Genomic DNA, 20,785 nt, shown 5'->3' with positions numbered 1-20,785 from the left:
GTTTTGAACAATTCTAAACTAGCTTCTAAGAAGACGCTTGCCCTGCGTCAAGGCCCGGAAGGGCTGGGGCTAGAGTAAAGAGTTGTTCCGGGCGCCGCGCATTCGTATGCCATTTGGAGTAGTTCATGCCTGAGGTCATTTTCACCGGTCCGGCCGGCCGCCTGGAGGGCCGCTACCAGCCTTCCAAGGAGAAGAGCGCGCCGATTGCCATCGTGTTGCATCCGCATCCGCAATTCGGCGGCACCATGAACAACAAGATCGTCTATGACCTCTTCTACATGTTCCAGAAGCGCGATTTCACCACGCTTCGCTTCAACTTCCGCGGCATCGGCCGCAGCCAGGGCGAATTCGACCACGGCACCGGCGAATTGTCGGATGCCGCCGCAGCGCTCGACTGGGTGCAGTCGCTGCATCCGGATTCCAAGAGCTGCTGGGTGGCCGGTTATTCCTTCGGCTCCTGGATCGGCATGCAGCTTCTGATGCGCCGGCCCGAGATCGAGGGCTTCATCTCGATCGCGCCGCAGCCCAACACCTATGATTTCTCGTTCCTGGCGCCCTGCCCGTCATCGGGTCTGATCATCCATGGCGATGCCGACAAGGTGGCGCCGCCCAAGGATGTGCAGGGCCTGGTCGACAAGCTGCACACGCAAAAGGGCATCACCATCACGCAGAAGACCTTGCCAGGCGCCAACCACTTCTTCGCCAACGACGCCGATCTGCTGCTCGAGGAATGCGCCGACTATCTCGACCGACGGCTGGCCGGCGAATTGTCCGATCCGCGGCCGAAGCGGCTGCGCTAAGAGCAATTCCAGGAAAAGTGTAAACGGGTTTTCCGTCCGGAATTGCGTCAAAACAAAAACTCCCGGTCCGATGCCGTCACAGTCGTGCCCATCATGGGCGCGAAAATGCCATTTCGGCTGATCCAAACGGTGAAGCCAGCCTGACATGTGGCGCGGCTCGGCTGAACGGTGCACAATGCCGGTTCAGCCAGCGCAAGAAGGCATGACCGATCATGNCCGATCATGTACCAGCCTCCCCATTTCCAGGAAACGCGGCCGGACGTCCTGCACGGGCTGATCCGGACGCATCCGCTGGGGTTGCTGATCTCCAACGGCACCGATGGCCCGGTCGCCAATGCCATTCCCTTCCTGCTTGATGCAGAGGTTGGGCCGAATGGCCGGCTGCGCGCCCATCTGGCCAGGGCCAACCCGCAATGGCGTCAGCTGGCCGACAATCCGACATCGCCGGTGCTGGTCGTCTTCCAGGGCGCCGACGCCTACGTGACGCCGTCCTGGTACGAGACCAAGCGCGAGACCGGCAAGGTCGTGCCGACCTGGAACTACGCCATTGTCCAGGTGCGAGGAACCGTCAGAGTGATCGAGGATTCCGCCTGGATCGCACAGCAGATCACCGAGCTGACGCTGTCGCAGGAAGGCGCCCGCGAGGCACCCTGGGCGGTGACCGATGCGCCGCCGACCTTCATCCAGTCGCAAATCAAGGGCATTGTCGGGCTTGAGATCGAGATCGCCGAAATCAGCGGCAAGTGGAAAGTCAGCCAGAACCGGCCTGTCGCCGACCGCGTCGGTGTCGCCGAAGGGCTGGAGAAGGACGCCGCCGGCGCGCCCGACATGGCTCGGCTGGTGCGGAGCTGGGGTGGCATCGACAGCTAGCTGGGGTGGTCTTAGATGGTTCCAAAGGCGTCAGCAATTCAGTTGCCTGCCGGCGCTGCTCCAATGCGGAAATTCGTCTGTCTCGGCGCATCGTTTTGGTTTGGTTTGCGAGCCCGACGGAATAGGCGGAACGTAGTTTTTGCCACCGGCAACCCCGACGCCGTGTAGCGGAAGATACATCCCAGCCGGCCAAGCACCATCGCGCAGACGATGGCAACAGCACAGCCAAGGCCGAATCCGGCGACAGTGTCGCTCGGATAGTGCGCGCCGATAAAGATTCGGGTCGATGCGACCGACAAGGTTGCAGCCAGCAGCACCCATCTGCGCTGGGGCAACAACAGCAGCGCAATGCCGAAAATGACACCCATGGTCGTGGCATGGCCGGATGGGAAGCTGGCAAAGCGCGCCTCCATGGAAAAAGGATGCAGCGACAGATCGCCGAGCTTGTCGAAATTCATTGGCCTGGCTCTGCCCACGCCATATTTCAGCACGTTGACGACCATGGCCGAGAGTACGATCGAACCCAGCACCATGAAAGCAAAGCAGGTCCAGTTGTAGAAGGTCATCCGCGCGCGCCGGGAAAGGCTGCGCCAATCCGTCAGATTCGCAGCAATCAGCACCAGTACCGACGGGACAAGATACCAGCCGCCTAGGCCGAAGAAGGTAAAAAACTCGGCGATGCGGAAGACATTGGTCGAGCCTAAAGCCCACTGCCTCGCCATGGTGCCCGCAAGATGGTCGAAACGGAGCGACACCGCGATCGTCAGCAAAAGCCAGGCCACGACCCAGACCGACCACAGGATTTTCGGGTAGCGCGCCGGGCGCGTCGCCAGGCGATGCCGTACAATCCCGAAAGTATCGCGGAAATTATCGACAGACTGCCGGAGCATGGCAGGCATAGCGGCACGCGCCGGTGATGGCGACTTCGTCAACATGCGGAGCTCGAAGCGATCATCGAAGAGATATCAGTTCGCCACACGGTACAGGCCGAGCGACAATTTATCACCTGACGAATAGTTGATGCCGTCGATCTCGGCGACGCGGCTGGCCTTCTTGCCTTGCCCTGCCAGCAGGTCATCCAGCCGTTTTTCATCGCCGACCGGCGCCAGGCCCAAAGCGCAGGCCGGATCGCCAAGCAGATGTTGCGCAACCCCATCGACATCGGTCAGTACCGTCTTTGTGCCCACCAGAAATACCAGGCTCGGTTCGTGATATTGCGCGGAGGCGAGCACGCTCATCTCACAGGGACGATCGGCGCGAACCGCCGCCTCGATTTCCCGGCTCATCCAAATCGGTTTCAGTGACGGCACGATGACACCGAACAGCAGGGCGTAGGTTATACCGGCGCAAACCGCAGCCCCGCCGATGCGGACCAGCGGCACCAGCTTCTGGCGCGAAACAGCGAGGTAGCCGGCGCCCAATGCTGCCGCGGCGGCCGGAACGCTCCACCATAAAAATGTCTTCATGAGATAGATCGGCGCACCGACGCAAAGCACGGCGAGACCGACTGTCACCAGGACGGTGCCGAATGCGGTCGCCCACCACAGCCATGTCTGCCAGCGCCTGAGCGGCGCATTTGCCTCTTGCGGTGTCAGCGTCACAAGCCAGCCGATGAGCAGGGCCATGCCGGGATAGGCCGGCAGCACATAATGCGGCAGTTTCGTCGGGATCAATTCGAAGACCAGCCAGAACGGAATGTACCAGGCGAGGCAGAAACGCAGGCGCGGATCGTCGCGCAATCGGTTGAGCGCCTGCAGTCCGGCGCCGAGCGCCACAAGGCCGAACGGCCACATGAACAGGCAATAGGTCAGCACGTAGAAGCCCGGCGGAACGCCGTGCGACTCCTCGCCTTGCGCGACCTTGCCGAGCATATCCTTGCCGACGGCCTGCTGCAGGAAGGCGCCGTTGCTCTTCCAGGTGATGAGGGCGAGCCAAGGCAGCACGATGGACAGCACCAGAATCAGCCCACGCCCGGCTTTCAGCCTCGCCAGCCAGCGCCAGTCGCGCTCGAAAGCAACCAGCGTGAGCACCGTCAGCGCCGACAGCAGCGGTGTAATCGGCCCCTTGATGAGGATCGCCGCGCCCTGCGCAGCCCAGAAAATCCACGGCAGATGGCCGGCGACAGGCTCGTTGCGGCGCGATGCCAGATAAATCTGCGCCAGCGCGCCTTGCGCCAGAACGCAGCAGGCAAGCAGCATCGCGTCGGTCTTGGCGTCGCGGCCTTCGAAGGCGGTGGCGAAAATCGCCGCCATGACCAGCCCGGCGGCAAGACCGGCGTTGGCGCCGAACAGATTGGCCCCGGTCCAGGCGATTGCTACGACGGCGATGGCGATGCCCAGCGCCGAGATCAGCCGGTAAATCCAGATCGGCGCCTGTGCCCCCTCGCCGCTCAGCGTCACCGCCGCCGATTGCAGCCAGTAGATGCCGATCGGCTTTTGGTAGCGCGACGCGTCCTGGAAGCGGATGTCGACATAGTCGCCGGTCTCCGTCATCTGCTTGGTCGCCTGGACGAAGCGCGGCTCGTCGCGGTCGAGCGGCGGCAAAGAGGCCAGTCCCGACGCCGTCATCACCAGGCTGAACAGGAAGAGAAAGATGTAGTTCCTGCTCATTTCGACACCGGACAGACTGAATTTGGCGGGACTGGTGGCTCAGTCGACCTTGGTCATCGCCGCCTTGCGCTCATTGGCGATGAGCCATAAATTTCTGACATAGATCACCATGCCCATGGCCTGGCCGGCGATGAACACCGGATCCTCACGCTGGATGGCGTAGACCAGCAGCAGCCCGCCGCCGAACAGCGAGAAGAACCAGAAAGCGATCGGCACGACGCTGCGCTTGGCCTTTTCCGAAGCGATCCACTGCACCAGGAAGCGCATGGTGAAGAAGAACTGGGCAACGAAGCCGAGCAGAACCCAGGCGTCGAACTGCTTGACGAAAACCTGGTGCAGCCAGGTCGCCAATTCCTGAAACACGTTAGCCATGCGTGATTTCCTCTACCTTTGGCATTCTGCGGCGCCGGCGCCGAAGCCACCAGACGCCGGCGAGATCGAGCGCGCCCTGCAGGCCGCGATCGAAGATGCCGTAATTCGACTTGCCGTGGCGGCGGGAGCGGTCGACGACGTCGCAATGGACGACGCGGTAGCCTTCCTGGATGACAAGCGCCGGAACGAAACGATGCGTACCGTCGAAAAACGGCAGTTTGCGCAAGATATCGGTGTGGATCGCCTTCAGGCCGCAACCGGTGTCGCGGGTGTCGTCATGCAGGATCGCGCCGCGCAGCCAGTTGGCGAAACGCGATGCCAATTGCTTGATCTTGCTGTCGCGGCGCTTCAACCGCTGCCCCTGCGCGGCGCCGAAATCGGGCCCTGCCCGACGCAGCGCATCGACCAGCACGGGGATATATTGCGGGTCGTTCTGGCCGTCGCCGTCGATGGTGGCGATTATCGAGCCGCGCGCCGCCCAGGCGCCCGAGCGCACCGAAAGCGACTGGCCGGCGGATTTTTCGTGCCGAAGCTGCCGAAGCGGAAACGGACGTGTGGCGGCTTCAGCGGCAAGCACCGAAGCGGTGTCGTCAGTCGAACCGTCATTGACAACGATGATTTCGAAGTCGCGCCCGGTCATCGCGGCCTCGATCTCGTCGATCAGCAGCGGCAGGTTCGCCGCCTCGTTGCGGCAGGGAATGACGATGGATATCAATGCGTCCGGCATATCGCGTCGGGCTCTGTCACAAGATATGGCATTCGGTGGATGCCGTGCGGTGCCGTTCCAGCGGATCGAACCCGTTGGCGCGGCGCCTCATTACGCCAGCCGACAGGATGAAGCAAGCATGCGCGGCAGTGCAGAATAGGCTGTCCATGCCGGCGCAAAATCGGAAACCACTTTTGCTTGACGCGCTTGAATGCTAAACGCCCGCGTTCAGGCCATGCCGGGCCGTTCGGACCCGGCGCTTTCAGGAAGAAACAATGCCCGCCTTCAAGTCCGATTTCCTGCGCGTTATGAGCGAGCGCGGCTTCATCCACCAGATTTCGGATGAGACCGGGCTGGATCAACTTTTCGCGACGGAAACGGTGACTGCCTATGTCGGCTACGACGCCACTGCGACCAGCCTGCACATCGGCAATCTGATATCGGCGACCATGCTCTACTGGATGCAAGAGACCGGCCACCGGCCGATCGCGCTGATGGGCGGCGGCACCTCGATGATCGGCGACCCGTCCTTCCGCGACGACCAGCGCAGCCTTTTGACCCCCGAGGCGATCGCCACCAACATCGAAGGCATCAAGCGCATTTTTGGCCGCATCCTGCGCTTCGGCGACACTGGCAATGACGCCATCATGGTCAACAATGCCGACTGGCTGATGAAGCTCAACTATGTCGAGTTCCTGCGCGATGTCGGCCGCCACTTTTCGGTCAACCGGATGCTGACCTTCGACAGCGTCAGGCTGCGGCTCGAGCGCGAACAGTCGCTGTCCTTCCTCGAATTCAACTACATGATCCTGCAGGGCTATGATTTCGTCGAGCTCAGCCGCCGCCACGACTGCCGGCTGCAGATGGGCGGTTCGGACCAGTGGGGCAACATCATCAACGGCGTCGATCTCGGCCACCGCATGGGCAGGCCGCAGCTTTATGCGCTGACCACGCCGCTGCTGACGACATCGTCGGGCGCCAAGATGGGCAAATCGGCCAAGGGCGCGGTGTGGCTGAACGGCGACCTCTTCTCGCCCTATGATTTCTGGCAGTACTGGCGCAACACCGAGGATGCCGACGTCGAGCGCTTCCTGAAGATCTTCACCCGGCTGCCGCTGTCGGAGATCGCGCGGCTGGCCGCCCTTGGCGGCTCGGAGATCAACGAGGCCAAGAAGGTGCTGGCCACCGAAACCACGGCCATCGTGCACGGCCGCGAGGCGGCGCTCGCGGCCGAGGAAACTGCGCGCAAGACATTCGAGGAAGGCGTGACGGCCGAAACGCTGCCGACCGTGGAAGTGGACGACGCCGCGCTGGAAGCCGGCATCGGCATCCTGTCGCTGCTGGTCAGCGCGGGCCTTGCCGGGTCAAACGGCGAGGCAAGGCGTCACATACAGGGTGGCGCCGTGCGCCTCAACGACCAGCCGGTGGCGGACGACCGGCGGATGGTGACGCCTCAGGATTTGAGTCCGGAAAACGTCGCAAAGCTTTCAGTGGGCAAGAAAAAACACGTTCTGGTGCGGCCGGTCTGACCCGTCTTCTGGGATCCTCAGCGATATTCGAAGATCGAGCGGAAAATGCCCGGCGCGATTACCGATAGCGGGTTGATGTCCAGCACCGGCTTGTTGGCGTTGCCCTTAAGCCGGTAGGTGACGCCGATCAGCCCGCGGTCGCGGCCATTGCCGAGCAGCGCGCCGACCAGCGGCAGTTCGCCAAAGATGCGGTTGAGGCCATAGGCCGGCATGAAGGTTCCGGTCATGTCCATATTGTTGTTCTGGTCGTAGAGCGTGCCTTGGAAGGTGGTGCCGATGCGCGGGCCGCGCAGCACGCCATTCGCCAATTTCAAATAGCCCGACCCCTTGTCGATCTCGGTAAAGCCGCGCTCGAACTTTACCCGCGAAGTGTCGATCTTGCCCTTGACCGCTTCGTTCAGGCTGCGGCTGTCGCCGGTTGGCGTGGTCGAGACGATCGAGGCGAGCTTCGGTTCATTGACGATGAAGAAGTTGCTCGAATCGACCTGTCCACGCATCGGGCCGTCGGCTGCGCCGCTGAGCGCCAGCGTGATCGATCCGCCTTCCATATGCTCGTAGATGTTGAGGAAGCGCAATATGGCGCCTGCGTCGGCCGACTTCATGGTGAGCGCGCGAGCACCATTGCCTGCCGTATTGCTGATGGTGATGGCGGCGCCGGAACTTGCCGCGGCGCTGACCTTGAGCCTGTTCACCCTGGAGCCGGCGGCATTGTAGTCGAGCTTCAAATTGGACAGGACCTCGTCATGGAACCCGGTTAGCGAATTGACGTCGGCGCTGACCGAAACCGCGTCCGTGCCGGTGGTTTTGGTGGCGGTATCGACATCGGAGGTGAACTGCTTGATCAGCGAGCGGGCATCGAGCGCGTTGCCGCTGACATCGACTGCGAAGCCCTTGCCCGACCGCTTCACCGTCACGGCGACATCGTCGCCACGGTTCAAGGCGACCTTGCTGAAGCGGGCCGAAGACAGCGCGCCCTTGACCAGGACGACATCGCCTTCGACCGAAAAGCTCTTTCCGTCGAGGTCGAAGTCGGACAGCGTCGTGGTATCGCCGGACTTGCTCATGGTAAAAGTGGCATTGGCGGGAATGCCCGGCCCCTTGCTCCAGCCTGCCCAGGGAATGTCCAGCCTGGCGCTCGTCAGGTCAACGTCGACGTTCTGGCTGCCGCCTTCGCCGCTCTTGTCGATTGCCACCTTGATGGTGCCGGAAATCAGCGGCGACAGGCCAGGCATGGCGATGGCGCGCGTCTTGTCGTCGAGCACAAGCGCCACCTTGCGGCTGCGCGGCGGGCCGCCATCCCTGAGCGGCTCGACCAGATCGAGCTCNGTCGTCGAGCACAAGCGCCACCTTGCGGCTGCGCGGCGGGCCGCCATCCCTGAGCGGCTCGACCAGATCGAGCTCGGCTGGAATGCCGTTCAGCCGCGCCTTGGCAGAGATCACCGCCTTGTCAGGCCCGACTTCGATCGAACCGTCGGCATCGGTCACCATCTGGCCTTCGAATGGCTTGCCGAGCGACAGGTCCTTGTAGTCGAGCGATACCAGCCAATCGAGCTTCGACGTATCGACGCCGGATTGCAACGGAATGTCGGCCTTGACGTGGCCGGTCACCGTGCCCGACAGGTCGTCCGGCAAGATGCCGACATGGCGCATGGCGTTGATCGGTTCGTAGGAGGCAAGTTCGGCGATGGCCGGCGCCTCACCGGCGACGTCGATGTCGAGCGCGCCGATCACCGGCGGGTGGTTTGCCGCCTTTACCGACAGTGTGCCATTGCTTGCCGCCACGGTGCGGCCGCTTGGCATATAGACGCTGCCCGAGGACAGCGCGACGTCGACATCGTTGCCGTGGAAGGAAACGACGCCGACGGCATCGCGTATCGGCGGGATGCGGCCGGCGGTGTCGAAACGCGAGCCCTCGACCTGGAAGCGGCCGAACACCTCGTCGGCCGAAAGCGGCACGCCGTTGCCGAGACGTCCTGGCACGACCTGGAACTGCAGGCTGGCATCGACGACGCGGCCGCCAAACAGGTTCTGCAGCACCCACAGCCGCGCGTTCTTGGCGGAGAACCAGGGCCACAATTGCTTGACGTGCGAGACCGCCATGTCGTGGACGTTGAGCGACACCGAGATACCCGGCGGTCCGTTGTCGATGAAGGAAACCGCAGCGGTTCCCAGCACTTCGCTCCCCGATCCCGACCTGATGCCGATCTGGTCGGCGACAAGCTTGCGGCTCTTGATCTGATAGACGCCGGCGATGCGGGCGAAGAAATTCAGCGCCGGCTCGGGCGATTCCGAAGGCGCCAGCGTCGAGCCGTCGCTGGTCAGGTCGTAACGATAGGAAGGCTCCTCGCCGGCCGCGCCGGTCGACGGCTTTGGCCCGATCGAGCCGGCGAAATTGAACGCCGAGCGCCCGGTCTTTAGAACCAGCCTGCCGACATCGATCTTGTTGGAGCCGGAGACAAGGGCGGCGTCGACATCGACATCGGCCGGCAACAGCCCGCGTGTGCCGAGGTCGAGCACCGAGCCGGTTAGCGACAGCGAGCCCGTCAGCCGCGAATCGGTCTCGCCCGAGCCTTCGGATCCGGTGAGCTTCAAAGCAATCGCGCCGGTTCGCCCGCCGGCCGCCGGCGTTGTCTCCGCGACATCCGCCATGTCGATGGCGGCGTTCAAGGCGGTGACGCGCATCGAGCTCGTATCGCGGGTGGCGGTGGCCGTGACGGTGAGCGCGCGGCCATCGACATCCGCCTCGGACGAGAACTCCACGCTGCCGGGGCCCGACTGCAGCACCGTCGCGTTGGCGATCATGACCAGCTTGACCGATCCGGCCTCGGGCAGCTCGAATGCGACATTTTTGAGATCGATGCGGCGCATCGAATCCTCGCGCACGGCATCGAGTGCACGATTGACGTCACTGAAGACGGCGGCGGCCAGTTTTTCCGGATCGATGAGACCGTCTTGATTGCGCAGGCGCGCTGTCCAGTCACCACCCGACGGCATTGCCGCGGTGACGATATGGGCGTCGGAAATCCTGGCGCTGGTCAGCCGAACCTCGCCCGAAAGCAGCGGGATCAGCCGGATGCCGAAGCGGACGCGCCCGGCATCGGCCATCGGCTTGCCGTCGGCCGTCTCGACGCTGACATCCTTGACCTGCAGCGCAATGAAGCTCGATCCGTCAAGTGTCAGGCTGGCAGGACCGACGGCGACTTTGACGTCGAAACCGGCCAGTTTCTCGATCGCCGTTTCGGCTTCCAACCGCAGCCGTTCGTTGCCGATGCCGGTGGCGCCGATGACGTAGACGGCGGCCGCTGCCAGCAGCACAAGGGCTCCAATGCCGGCAAACAGCCGGGCAAGGATGCGAAAGCCGCGGCCGATCCGTGCCTTGCCGAGCGGCGGCACGCGGCAAGCGGACGGGAAAGCCCCCAGGTCGGTGATCTCGTCACGCCTGAACCGGATTTTCTCGTGCTGCGGTTCTTCCTGATCCACGCAATTTTCCGTTGTGCGAATTCGATCGTGGACGAATCCCCGCCCGACACTATAACGACGCAGGCTAGAGCATGATGCCGAAAAGTGTGAGGCGGTTTTCTCGGACAAACGGTTTCCGTTTGTCCAGGCATCATGCTCTATCTCTTTGATTTAGGGCCGCGTAACCTCAAACAAGGGCATCGATATGGCTGATCTCGACATTGGCGACGTTGCGCCGCAATTCGAACTTCCGCGCGACGGCGGCGGCTCACTCAGCCTTGCCTCGATGCGGGGGAAGCCTGTTGTACTTTATTTCTATCCGCAGGACGACACCACAAGTTGTACCAATGAGGCGATCAGCTTTTCGCAGCTGAAGCCGGAGTTCGAAAAGGCCGGCGCCGTGGTGATCGGCCTGTCGCCGGACAGCGTGAAGAAGCACGACAAGTTCAAAACCAAATACGACCTCACCGTCGACCTGGTTGCCGACGAGGAGCGCAAGGTGATCGAGGCCTACAATCTGTGGGTCGAGAAGACGATGTATGGCCGCAACTATATGGGCGTCGAGCGGGCGACGTTCCTGATCGGCAAGGACGGGCGGATCGCCGGGATCTGGCGCAAGGTCCGGGTGAAAGGCCATGCCGAAGCAGTGCTGGAGGCGGTCCGCGCGCTCTGAGGCGCCACCGATCTGGCCAACGCCGCGCAGTGCATTAGGGGCATAAGACATATATGCGGTTGGCTGACACCGTTGGTCACTAGCGCGCCCGCGACGGCAAAACTTTGTTAACCCTAATAATGTGTAATCGGGCTTCGTTGGTGTCGTAACGAAAGCTTGGTCCCGTGAACCTAACCGGTCAGTCAGCGGTCTTCGGCAGGCGCAAGGAGCCGCATACGGTCATCATTGCGCGGGGCAATGAAATACGGCATTTCACCATCCGGCCGTGGCTCGTCGCCTTTCTCGGCTCGGCACTGGCGGCGATCGCCATCGGCTATCTCTTGGCGACCTCCTATCTCGTACTGCGCGACGATCTGATCGGCGCCACCACGGCCCGGCAGGCGCGCATGCAGCAGGCCTATGAAGATCGCATTTCCGCATTGCGCGCGCAGGTCGACCGCATCACCAGCCGCCAGCTTCTCGACCAAAAACTGATGGAAACCAAGGTCAGCGAATTGATCGAGCGGCAGAGCCAGCTCAGCCAGCGCCATGGCCGCCTCGGCCCGATTCTCGAGCGGGCCGAAAACGAAGTCGGGACGCTGCCAACCGCTGATGCCGCAGCGACAACAAAACCCGACGAACATGCCGAACTGACTGGCGGCGAGCCACTCGCCTATTCGGTCGCCAGCCTTGGTTCGGGCGACACCAGGCCATTCTCGCTGTGGTCGACACGTTCCGATCCGCTGCCCAGCGAAACGGCTGCGGACCGCGCCGACAAATTGTTCGTCTCGATCAATGATTCACTGAAGGCTATCGAGAGCCAGCAACTCACCCGCATCGAAACCCTGGCCGACAACGCCTACAAGAACGCCGATGCCATCACCCAGGCGCTGGAAGCGGCCGGTCTGCCGGTCGACAGCGATTTCGGCAAAAACGAAAGCGATGTCGGCGGACCGCTGATCCCGCTTGACAGCTCGATGATGTTCGACAGCAAGGTCAAGGAACTGGACGAGGCGCTGGATACGCTCGACCAGTTGAAGAAAGAGGCGCGGCGGCTGCCGCTCGCCAACCCGGCGCCGGGCCACTCCGTCACCAGCCCGTTCGGCGTGCGCACCGACCCCATCCTCCGCACCGCTGCCCTGCACTCGGGCATGGATTTCCGCGCGCCGGTCGGCATGGCAGCCAAGGTCACGGCGGCCGGAATCGTTACCAAGGCCGGCTGGAACGGCGGCTATGGCCGCATGGTCGAGGTCGATCACGGCAACGGCTTTGCCACGCGCTACGGCCATCTGAGCGAGATCGACGTTGCCGTCGGCCAAAAACTCGCAGCCGGCGACATCATTGGCAAAACCGGCAGCAGCGGCCGTTCGACCGGCCCGCACCTGCACTACGAAGTCCGCCACAATGGCGAGGCCATCGACCCGCTGCGCTTCCTGACCGTCGGCAAGAAGGTCGAGCAGTATCTGTAGGGTCAAGCCAGGCGGCTGGTTGCACGCCCCCGCCTCCTTCACCCGTTGTACCATCCTGTTGTTTGGCAATCCGACATCGCGTGCTCCGGCGTCACGTTCTGGAGCCTGCGGCTGCCGCGCGCTTTGCCGATGCTGTTCTCATCGCTGAGGATTGCCTCGGCCACCGCCGTGATCGGCGCCATTGTCGGCGAATGGATCGGCTCCGACCAAGGACTTGGCGCGCTGATCATCCAGGCGTCCTTCAACTACCAGTCGGACCGCCTCTACGCGGCGATCGTGCTGTCATCGGGCCTGTCGATCGTCCTGTTTTATCTTGTGGTGCTGATCGAGCGCCGGACGATCCAATATTGAGCAGATGCGTCAGGCGGGTCGCGGTGGCGTCCGTCGTGGCTGACCGGTCAGGATTTGACATGGATGTCTCGCGGGAATTTGGTCAGCGTCTCATGGCCGGTCTCGGTCACCAGAATGGTCTCGCTGATCTCGATGCCCCAGCCATCCATCCACATGCCAAGAATGGAGTGCAGGACGTTGCCGGGTTGCAGCGCGGTCTTGTCGCCGGGCCGCAGGCTGATCGTGTGCTCGCCCCAATCCGGGGGATAAGCGACGCCGATGGAGTAGCCGATGCGCGATTCCTTCTTCAGCCCGTAGCGCTGGATAACCTTGCGCCATGCGGCCTCGACCGCTTCGGCTGTGGTCCCTGGCCTGACCGCGTCGAGCACCGCATCCATGCCTTCGATCACCGCCTTTGCCGTGTCGGCGACACGGGCCGGCGTCTTGCCGAGCTGCATCGTTCGGGCGAGGCCTGCGGCATAGCGGCGGCAGACACCGGCAAGTTCGAGCGCAATCGTTTCGTCCTTGCCGAACCTCCGGTCGCTCCACATGATGTGCGGAGCCGATGCATTCTCGCCCCCGAGGATCGTCGGCGGAAGTGCCGTGATGTCGCCGGCGAAGTCTGGACTGCCGGCAATCTGCGCCGCCTGGATCGCGGCAATCGCATCGCATTCGCGTACGCCTGGCGCGATGACTTCGAAGGCCCGCGCGACAGCTGCTTCAGCCAAGGTCGACGCCTTGCGCAGGTAGGCGATTTCCGGCGCGGATTTCACGGCGCGGATCCAGTTCACCAGCAGATCGGCGTCGTGCCATTTCGCATTGGGCAGGCCAGCGATCAGCCGGGCATGCGCCTTCGGCGAGAAATAATAGGCTTCGAGCTCGACGCCGATATGTCTCGCGCCCCAGCCCTTGGCGACGATCCAGGCCCCTATCCAGTCCATCGGATGGCGATCGGCGCGCTGGACATGGTCCTCGGGAAAACCAACAACATTCTCCGGCTTCATCCAGGCCGTCAGCAAGCCGCCTGCCGCATCCATGGCGCGGCCGATCCAGACCGGCTCGGCCTCGTCTTCGATCGGGACCAGCACGACCTGCGGCGTGTAGAACGACCAGCCGTCATAGCCGGTGATGTAATGCTGGTTGGCGACATCGTTGACGACCAGCAGTTCGAGCCCACGCGCCGCCATCTCGGCGCGGATCTTCTTGAGCCGCCGCTGGTACTCATCGCGCGCAAAAGGCAATTCGATCATCGGTTTTCCTGCTGGATTGTTGGCCGGCGAGCCCCACGCCCATTCACCATTGCGGTGGTTTCAGCCCGGCTGCAATCGGCCAGCGCGGCGCATGGGACAGGTCCTGCACCGCGTCTGGGAACCATTCCGAATTATTTTTGAATTCCATTTGACTGAATAAATTGCCTGTGCAAGTCTTGGCCTTCCTAAAGGGCGCGGGACATGGCACTGCGGGGAACCAATCAGGAGTTCGGGCGGCCTTACAACCGGCGCATCGTGCTGGAGTCCATCCGCCTTCACGGTCCCATAGCTCGCGGCGACATTGCCGGCCGCGTTGGCCTCACCGTCCAGACCGTATCGACCATCGTTCGCGAACTCGAAGAGCATGGCTATGTGCTGTCGCTGCGCGAAGAGCCGCGCGGACGCGGGTTGCCGCCGGCGACGCTCAGGATCAACCCCGAGGGCGGCTATGCCGTCGGCGTCCACCTCACCCCGCTGGGGATCGACGCGGCGCTCATCAATCTCAGCGGCGATGTCATCGAGAGCATGCATCGCGAGGCGCCGCATGCGACGCCCGACCATGCCTTCGAGCTGATCGGCGCGATGGTGCCCGAGCTGACCGCGCTGCGGCCCGGCGGACGCGTGCTCGGCATCGGCATGGCGCTGCCTGGACCGTTCGGCGTGGAGTCGATGAGCTTCGTCGGCCCGACGACCATGGCCGGCTGGAAGGATGTCGCGCTGCCGGAACGGCTGGCGGCGTCGACCGGGCTGCCGGCCTTCTTCGAAACCGACATGGCGGCGGCGGCCATGGGCGAACGGCTTTATGGTCTCGGCTCCGGTTATTCCGAATACTACTACCTCTATTTCGGCGTCGGCCTCGGCGGCGTCATCGTGCATGACGGCGCGGTGATGCGCGGCGCCTGGGGCAATGCCGGCGAAATCGGACACATCCCTGCCGTTCCCGGTGGCGAGCCTTGCCCATGCGGTAACAGCGGCTGCCTCGAACGGTATCTCTCGCTCGAAGCACGTCGCCGCCGCAACATCAGCGACGCCGCCTGGGTGGCCGAGATCGCGCCGATCTTCCGCAACGCCATCGTCACCATCGAGAATGTGTTCGACCCGGAAACCGTCATCCTCGGCGGGCTTGCGCCCACCGACCTGCTCGAAAAGCTGGTCGGCGCGGCGGGACAGCTTCCCAATTCGGTCTCGGCGCGGCGCGACCGCAAGACACCGCGCGTGACGGTGGCGACCGGCGGCAAGCATTCGGTGCTGCGCGGCGCTGCCGCATTAGCCGTTTCGGGCGTGCTGTCGCCGCGCTTCGGCCAGATGTTCATTGCCGAGCGCGAGCGCCGGTCCGACCTCATGCACAGCAAGGGAGTGGCGGCATGACCGAACCGCTGCTGGTACTCGAAAACGTCACCAAGAATTACGGCGCCATTCATGCGCTGAGGGGCATCAGCTTCTCGATCGGCAAGGGCGAAGTCGTGGCGCTGCTCGGCGACAACGGCGCCGGCAAGTCGACACTGGTCAAGATCATCGCCGGCGGCCTCGAGCCGAGCTCCGGCCGCATGCTGTTCGAGGGCAAGGAATTCCTGGCGAAAACGCCGGCCGAGGCCAAGGCTGCCGGCATCGAGACCGTCTACCAGGACCTGTCGCTCTGCACCAATGTCGACGTCGTCGCCAATTTCTTCATGGGCCGCGAAATCACCCGCAAGGTTCTCGGTGTCCCCATCCTCGACGAGCGCGCCATGGAGGCCGTGGTCGGCAAGGCGCTGGCAAGTGCCGGCACCCGCATCCCGTCGCTGCGCACCAATGTCGAGCATCTCTCGGGCGGCCAACGCCAGGCCATCGAGCTCAACCGCTTCGTGCACTGGGGCGGCAAGCTGGTGCTGCTTGACGAGCCGTTCGCGGCACTCGGCGTCGAGCAGACCAGGCGCGGTCTCGAGATGATCCGCCAGGTGGCCAGCCAGGGCATCGGCGTCGTCATCATCACCCACATCATGCAACAGGCTTTCCAGGTCGCCGACCGGATCGTGGTGATCCGGCAAGGCGTCGTGGCCGGCGATGTCGCACGCAACAAAACAAGTCCCGATGCGGTGATCAACATGATCACCGGTGAGACGCTTGCCGGTGCCGGACCGGCAGGTTGAGGGACAAAAGAGGGGTCCGGTATAAAAGAGGAGCGAACGACATGAAGCGAATACTGGTTCTTGTCTTCGGTATCCTGGCACTGGCTCTTGCCTCGCTCACGCCGGCAATGTCCCAGACCAAGGGCACCGTCTATTATATGGTCCCGACCCTGCTCGATGAATTCCAGACCGGCTCGGTGAGCGCGCTGGAGCTGTTCCTCAAGCAGGTCGGCTATGAGGTGAAAACACTCAACGCCGACAACAAGACCGACGCGCAGCAATCGCAGATGAACGACGTCATTGCGCTGAAGCCGGCGGCGATCATCCTGGCCGCCGTCGATTTCAACGCGCTGAAGCCGTCCATCGAAGCGGCGCGTGCGGCCGGCATCCCGGTGGTCGAGTTCGACCGCCAGATCACCTCGACCCCGTCCGATTTCACGTCGGTCGCGGGCACGGTCGAGATCGGCTACGTCGCCGCCGAGCAGGCGCAAAAACTTCTGACCGCCAAGAACGGTTCGGTGAAGGGCAAGATCCTGCAGGTGCTCGGCGATCCCGGCGATCCCTACACGCTCGACATCCAGAAGGGTTTCGAGGAGAAGTTGAAGGCGTTTCCTGATGTCAAGATCATCTCGCTGCCGGCCATGCAATGGGAAGCCAGCAATGCCGGCACGATCGTTGCCGACCAGATGCTCGCCAACCCCGACATCGACCTGATCTTCAGCCATGCCGCGCATCTGTCGGTCGCTGCCGTCGCCTCGCTCGAGGCCGCCGGCAAGAAGCCGGGCGACGTCATGCTGATGAGCTCGAACGGCGCTCCGGTCGGTCTCGACCTGATCCGCAAGGGCTGGCTCAATGTCGAAGTCGAGCAACCGCTCTACGCGCAGGCCGCAGCCGTCGCCATGTTCATGGACAAGATCGCCGGCAAGCAGGAAATCAAGCCTGGCGAGTATGACGTGCTCGGCTTGAAGTCGACCGTGACCAAGGAGAGCTGGGGCCCCAACATCAAGATCCCGGGCGCCGCCATCACCAAGGAAAACGTCGACAATCCGGCCTTCTGGGGCAACCAGAAGCCGCCGACGGACACGATCAAGTCTGTCGAATAGTCGCCTAGCGAAGCGCTCCGGGCCATTGCGGCCCGGAGCCTGCCCATTCACGACGCCGCGACCCAGGACGCCGTGGCGAACCTAAACCCGCGCCTGAACCCGACGAAATCGAGTTGATTTCTCAGCCTGATTTTCTCGGGGGCGCCAACCGGATCAGCCCATGAACCCGCGCAGCCGCAAAGCCCTGGAGTTCGTCCTCGACAACCTCGTCTGGTTCATGCTGATCTTTGTGCTGGTTGTCTTTTCCATCTTCGTCCCCAACTACTTCCAGCTCGGCATCTTCGCCAACATCATCGAGGCCTCGAGCGTTCTCGGCGTGATGTCGATCGGCCTGTCGCTGGTCATCATTGCCGGCCATATGGACCTGTCGGTAGAATCGGTGGCCGCACTCAGCGCCATGACCGTCGGCATCCTGTTCTGCTCGTCGGGCATCGGTATGGGCATACAGCTCAATCCGCAGTGGCTGATGGTTCCGGTTTCGCTGCTGGTTGCGCTCGCCGTCGGCGGCCTCATCGGCGCCTTCAACGGCTATCTGGTGGTCAAGGTGAAGATGAGCGCCTTTATCATTACGCTGGCGTCCTACATCTGGGTGCGCGGCCTGGTGCTGGTGATTTCCGGCGGCCGCTCGGCACAGGATCTGGCGCCGGCCATCCGCTGGTTCGGCATCCAGCGGCTGGCGGGCCTGCCGCTGACCGCCTGGATCGCCGTCGCCTGTTTCGTCCTGTTCTCGCTGATCATGGCCAAGACGCCGTTCGGCCGCCACCTCGTAATGATCGGCGGCAATGAGACAGCGACCTTCCGCGCCGGCATCCGCGTCAACCGCAACCTGATCATCGCCTTCGTGCTGGCTGGCGCCATCGCCGGCCTCGCCGGCTGGCTGCTCGCCATCCGCACCTCGGGCGCCACCGCCAATCTCGGGACCGGGCTGTTGTTCAACGCCTTTGCCGCCGTCGTCATCGGCGGCGTCAGCCTGAAAGGCGGCGTCGGCACCTTGCCCGGGGTCTATGCCGGCGTGCTTTTGCTCTCCTCCATCAACACGGCAATCAACCTGATGGGCCTGCCGGCCAATTTCACCCAGGTGATCCATGGCCTGCTGGTGCTCGCCGCCGTGCTGCTCGACGCCTTCAAGCAAACCATTCGCCAAAGACTGGCATAGGAGACGGCTGGCATGACAGGACGGCTTGAGAACAAGGTCGCGCTTATCGTCGGCAGCGCACGCGGCATCGGCAAGGGCATTGCGCTGCGCTTTGCCGAGGAAGGCGCAAGGCTGGTCCTGGCCGACAGCGAGGCCGAAGCCGGCCAGGCGACCGCGGACGAGCTCGGCGCGGATTTCATTCGCACCGACATCTCGCAAATGGCCGATGCAGAAGCTGCGGTGGCGCTGGCGCTGAGCCGCCATGGCCGCCTCGACATCGTCGTGCAGAATGCCGGCATCTATCCCTGGCAGCTGATCGAAAACACCAGCCCGGACGACTGGGACCGGGTGATGGCGGTCAATCTGCGCGGCACGTTCAACGCCACGCTGGCGGCGCTGGCGCCGATGAAGGTGCAAGGTTACGGGCGCATGCTCTACACCTCGTCGATCACCGGTCCGCACGTCACCAGCCCCGGCCACGGCCACTATGCCGCCAGCAAGGCCGGCATCAACGGCTTCATCCGCTCGGCGGCGCTGGAATTTTCGGGCTACGGCATCACCGTCAACGGCGTCGAGCCCGGCAACATCCTGACCGAAGCGATCGAGCTGCATCGCGGCGCCGCCTACATCAAGAACATGGAGGATTCGATCCCGCTCGGACGCCTCGGCAGTCCGCGCGACGTCGCCAACGCCTTCCTGTTCCTCGCCTCCGACGATGCCAGCTACATCACCGGCACCACCATCGTCGTCGACGGCGGCCAGTTGCTCCCCGAAGGCAAGGATTTCCGGCTGCTGCCGCCGTGATCAGCCGGATTTCTTGTACAGCAGCAACTCAGGCCGGTACTCGAAGTGCATGGTGTCGTAGTGATACCAGCGCCCGCCCCAGATGAAGCCGTTTTTCTCGAACAATTCCACGATCTCCAGCGGAATCCGGTTCTTGAAGGGAATGTGGGCCTTCGGGTTGGTTTTGTTCCTGTTGTTGTACCAATAGTCGGAGAAGCCGACATTGATGTCGAAGGCCGCCCCGAACGAGTGGACGCTCAACCGGTCCGTGCCGGCGATGGGCCGCCAGACAAAGCCGCCGCCTGGCTTGAGCCCATAACGGCTCAGCTCCGCGGGCACCGCCTCGAGCGCAGCGGAGACCTTGCCCAGCCGGTCGTTGATGCCAAACACCTTGGTCACCTGCACGGTTTTCTTGCCGAGCTTCGGCAACCATTTGACGTTGGCGATGTGCTTGCCCACCTCGGCGGCACTTGCCCCGTAGAGCTTCTCGAAGAAAGGTTCATTGCGGATACGGCCGGGATCGAAATCCTCCGCCGGGACCAGCGCGCCCTCGGCTGCTCTGGGATAGACGTAGCGAAACATGTCTTCGATGTCGGGGCTCTCAAGCAGCGCGTCGGCGTCGCGCGCCTTGCCGTCGTCCCACATCATCGTGGTGCCGTCGGTCCAGGACAGCACATTGCCCGAGATGGTGAAAAGTCCGGGATAGGCCTTGAGCAAGGCGGCCTTGGCGGCCGGCTGGTCGACGCCGTCGCCCGCATTCCCTGCATAGGCGAAGCGTCCAGTGCCGACGATTGCCAATGCGAACAGCAACCGCAGCATCAGGCGCCCTGGATGATCCATCATTGTCCTGCCTTCCCGGAGGGCTTTCGTTCATCGTGTATTTAACAAGGCTGCTGTACCATGCTGGTCGAATCGAACGGGAGACAAATCGTGTCAAAAACCTTCAATGCTTTGATCCGGATGACGTTTACATTCATCTGCCTGGTCGGCCTGGCCTCGTCCGTCTCTATTCTTTTTCCAGCCACCGCATCCGCCCAGCGGATGCAGCGATGCGCCGACGAAGGCGAAATCTGCCGCCTGCCCTACCCCTCGGAAGTGGTCTACGGCGCGCGCGGGCAGACCACTTCGCGCTTCATCGATCGTCGTGCCGTGCCGTGTACGAATCGCGTCTTTGGCGACCCGGCGCCTGGCCGCGACAAGGCCTGCTACATCGTGAGGCGCGGGGGCGGTAACGACTATGGCGACAATGATGACGACGACGACAATTACGGCGATGACGACTACGGCCAGGGCGGCGGCAGATGGGTGGCCTGCGCCTCGGAGGGGCGGTTCTGCGAGTTCCGTGGCCGCAAATTGGTGAGATACGGGGCGCGTGGCCAGTACGTCCAGGGCGTATTCAGGAACGGCGTGCGCTGCGGCAACGATGCCTTTGACGAAGATCCCGCTCCCCGTGCGAAGAAGACCTGCTACATCAGGAAGTAGACTGGTGCCGGCATGAAAGGGGGTGCGGCTCTTTGAGGCCGCGCCCGGAATCCGGGATCTTGGTGGGCGATGACGGGCTCGAACCGCCGACATCTTCGGTGTAAACTTTCTAACCCCTTCTGAAAGCC

The 20,785-nt window shown here is 63.2% G+C and carries 19 protein-coding genes and 1 pseudogene; 12 read left to right on the top strand and 8 right to left on the bottom strand.

Annotated elements, in window-relative coordinates:
• Positions 1-125: 125 nt before the first annotated feature.
• Entirely contained in the window at positions 126-800 is a 675-nt protein-coding gene (locus X756_RS138760; RefSeq protein WP_023669128.1) for an alpha/beta hydrolase, read from the top strand.
• A 222-nt stretch (positions 801-1,022) separates the two neighbouring features.
• Positions 1,023-1,670 (top strand): FMN-binding negative transcriptional regulator, encoded by a 648-nt coding sequence (locus X756_RS138765; protein ID WP_023700865.1) that lies wholly within the window; start codon positions 1,023-1,025, stop codon positions 1,668-1,670.
• 38 nt (positions 1,671-1,708) lie between these two features.
• On the opposite strand, the gene X756_RS138770 is transcribed toward X756_RS138765, so the two are convergent.
• From X756_RS138770 to X756_RS138785, 4 genes are read right to left on the bottom strand one after another with little or no spacing between them, the layout of a single operon-like run.
• Complete coding sequence (locus X756_RS138770) at positions 1,709-2,605, bottom strand: phosphatase PAP2 family protein (RefSeq protein WP_023706431.1); 897 nt, start codon at positions 2,603-2,605, stop codon at positions 1,709-1,711.
• A gap of 30 nt (positions 2,606-2,635) precedes the next feature.
• Positions 2,636-4,279, bottom strand: coding sequence for a glycosyltransferase family 39 protein (locus X756_RS138775; RefSeq protein WP_023731533.1), 1,644 nt, complete (start codon positions 4,277-4,279; stop codon positions 2,636-2,638).
• Positions 4,280-4,318: 39 nt separating this feature from the next.
• Positions 4,319-4,651, bottom strand: a complete 333-nt coding sequence (locus X756_RS138780) for a lipid-A-disaccharide synthase N-terminal domain-containing protein (protein WP_023669132.1) — start codon at positions 4,649-4,651, stop codon at positions 4,319-4,321.
• On the bottom strand, positions 4,644-5,378 hold the full coding sequence (locus tag X756_RS138785) for a glycosyltransferase family 2 protein (protein ID WP_023694104.1): 735 nt from the start codon (positions 5,376-5,378) through the stop codon (positions 4,644-4,646). The genes X756_RS138780 and X756_RS138785 overlap by 8 nt, the downstream gene beginning before the upstream one ends.
• 254 nt (positions 5,379-5,632) lie before the next feature.
• Here X756_RS138785 and tyrS point away from each other — a divergent pair, with 254 nt between their 5' ends.
• The gene (gene tyrS / locus X756_RS138790) at positions 5,633-6,886 is read left to right on the top strand and encodes a tyrosine--tRNA ligase (RefSeq protein ID WP_023731532.1); all 1,254 of its coding nucleotides are present in this window, start codon (positions 5,633-5,635) and stop codon (positions 6,884-6,886) included.
• Positions 6,887-6,903: 17 nt separating this feature from the next.
• On the opposite strand, the gene X756_RS1000000170135 is transcribed toward tyrS, so the two are convergent.
• Together X756_RS1000000170135 and X756_RS01000000166110 are read right to left on the bottom strand one after the other, a co-directional pair.
• Positions 6,904-8,148: an AsmA-like C-terminal region-containing protein gene (locus tag X756_RS1000000170135; protein ID WP_245264588.1), complete on the bottom strand. Its 1,245-nt coding sequence runs from the start codon at positions 8,146-8,148 to the stop codon at positions 6,904-6,906.
• Positions 8,030-10,366, bottom strand: coding sequence for a DUF3971 domain-containing protein (locus tag X756_RS01000000166110; protein ID WP_245264587.1), 2,337 nt, complete (start codon positions 10,364-10,366; stop codon positions 8,030-8,032). Before X756_RS01000000166110 ends, X756_RS1000000170135 begins: the two co-directional genes overlap by 119 nt.
• Positions 10,367-10,550: 184 nt before the next feature.
• Between X756_RS01000000166110 and X756_RS138795 the strand changes: the two genes are divergently transcribed.
• From X756_RS138795 to X756_RS138805, 3 genes and pseudogenes are all read left to right on the top strand, one after another.
• The gene (locus X756_RS138795) at positions 10,551-11,018 is read left to right on the top strand and encodes a peroxiredoxin (protein WP_023731531.1); all 468 of its coding nucleotides are present in this window, start codon (positions 10,551-10,553) and stop codon (positions 11,016-11,018) included.
• Between the two features lie 164 nt (positions 11,019-11,182).
• Positions 11,183-12,466, top strand: a complete 1,284-nt coding sequence (locus X756_RS138800; protein WP_023731530.1) for a M23 family metallopeptidase — start codon at positions 11,183-11,185, stop codon at positions 12,464-12,466.
• 75 nt (positions 12,467-12,541) lie between these two features.
• A pseudogene (locus tag X756_RS138805) lies at positions 12,542-12,817 on the top strand (ABC transporter permease subunit); the annotation flags it as partial.
• Positions 12,818-12,864: 47 nt separating this feature from the next.
• Here X756_RS138805 and X756_RS138810 read toward each other — a convergent pair.
• Entirely contained in the window at positions 12,865-14,046 is a 1,182-nt protein-coding gene (locus X756_RS138810; RefSeq protein ID WP_023731528.1) for a M24 family metallopeptidase, read from the bottom strand.
• A gap of 201 nt (positions 14,047-14,247) precedes the next feature.
• Here X756_RS138810 and X756_RS138815 point away from each other — a divergent pair, with 201 nt between their 5' ends.
• From X756_RS138815 to X756_RS138835, 5 genes are all read left to right on the top strand, one after another.
• Positions 14,248-15,414 (top strand): ROK family transcriptional regulator, encoded by a 1,167-nt coding sequence (locus tag X756_RS138815; RefSeq protein ID WP_023694099.1) that lies wholly within the window; start codon positions 14,248-14,250, stop codon positions 15,412-15,414.
• A complete protein-coding gene (locus X756_RS138820; RefSeq protein ID WP_023731527.1) occupies positions 15,411-16,175 on the top strand; it encodes an ATP-binding cassette domain-containing protein in 765 nt (254 codons plus the stop codon). The genes X756_RS138815 and X756_RS138820 overlap by 4 nt, the downstream gene beginning before the upstream one ends.
• A 41-nt stretch (positions 16,176-16,216) precedes the next feature.
• Positions 16,217-17,257, top strand: a complete 1,041-nt coding sequence (locus tag X756_RS138825) for a sugar ABC transporter substrate-binding protein (protein ID WP_023684845.1) — start codon at positions 16,217-16,219, stop codon at positions 17,255-17,257.
• A 160-nt stretch (positions 17,258-17,417) separates the two neighbouring features.
• Positions 17,418-18,413, top strand: coding sequence for an ABC transporter permease (locus X756_RS138830; protein WP_023697543.1), 996 nt, complete (start codon positions 17,418-17,420; stop codon positions 18,411-18,413).
• Positions 18,414-18,425: 12 nt separating this feature from the next.
• On the top strand, positions 18,426-19,196 hold the full coding sequence (locus X756_RS138835) for an SDR family oxidoreductase (protein ID WP_023731526.1): 771 nt from the start codon (positions 18,426-18,428) through the stop codon (positions 19,194-19,196).
• Here the strand turns inward: X756_RS138835 and X756_RS138840 are convergent, their stop codons facing one another.
• Entirely contained in the window at positions 19,197-20,018 is an 822-nt protein-coding gene (locus X756_RS138840; protein ID WP_023731525.1) for a M15 family metallopeptidase, read from the bottom strand.
• Between the two features lie 57 nt (positions 20,019-20,075).
• Between X756_RS138840 and X756_RS138845 the strand changes: the two genes are divergently transcribed.
• Complete coding sequence (locus X756_RS138845) at positions 20,076-20,657, top strand: hypothetical protein (protein ID WP_245264586.1); 582 nt, start codon at positions 20,076-20,078, stop codon at positions 20,655-20,657.
• Positions 20,658-20,785: the final 128 nt, after the last annotated feature.

The sequence above is a fragment of the Mesorhizobium sp. LNJC405B00 genome (assembly GCF_000502615.1).
Classification (GTDB): domain Bacteria; phylum Pseudomonadota; class Alphaproteobacteria; order Rhizobiales; family Rhizobiaceae; genus Mesorhizobium.
Note: the sequence above shows the minus strand (reverse complement) of the source record. Positions and strands in the feature narration are given on the sequence as shown.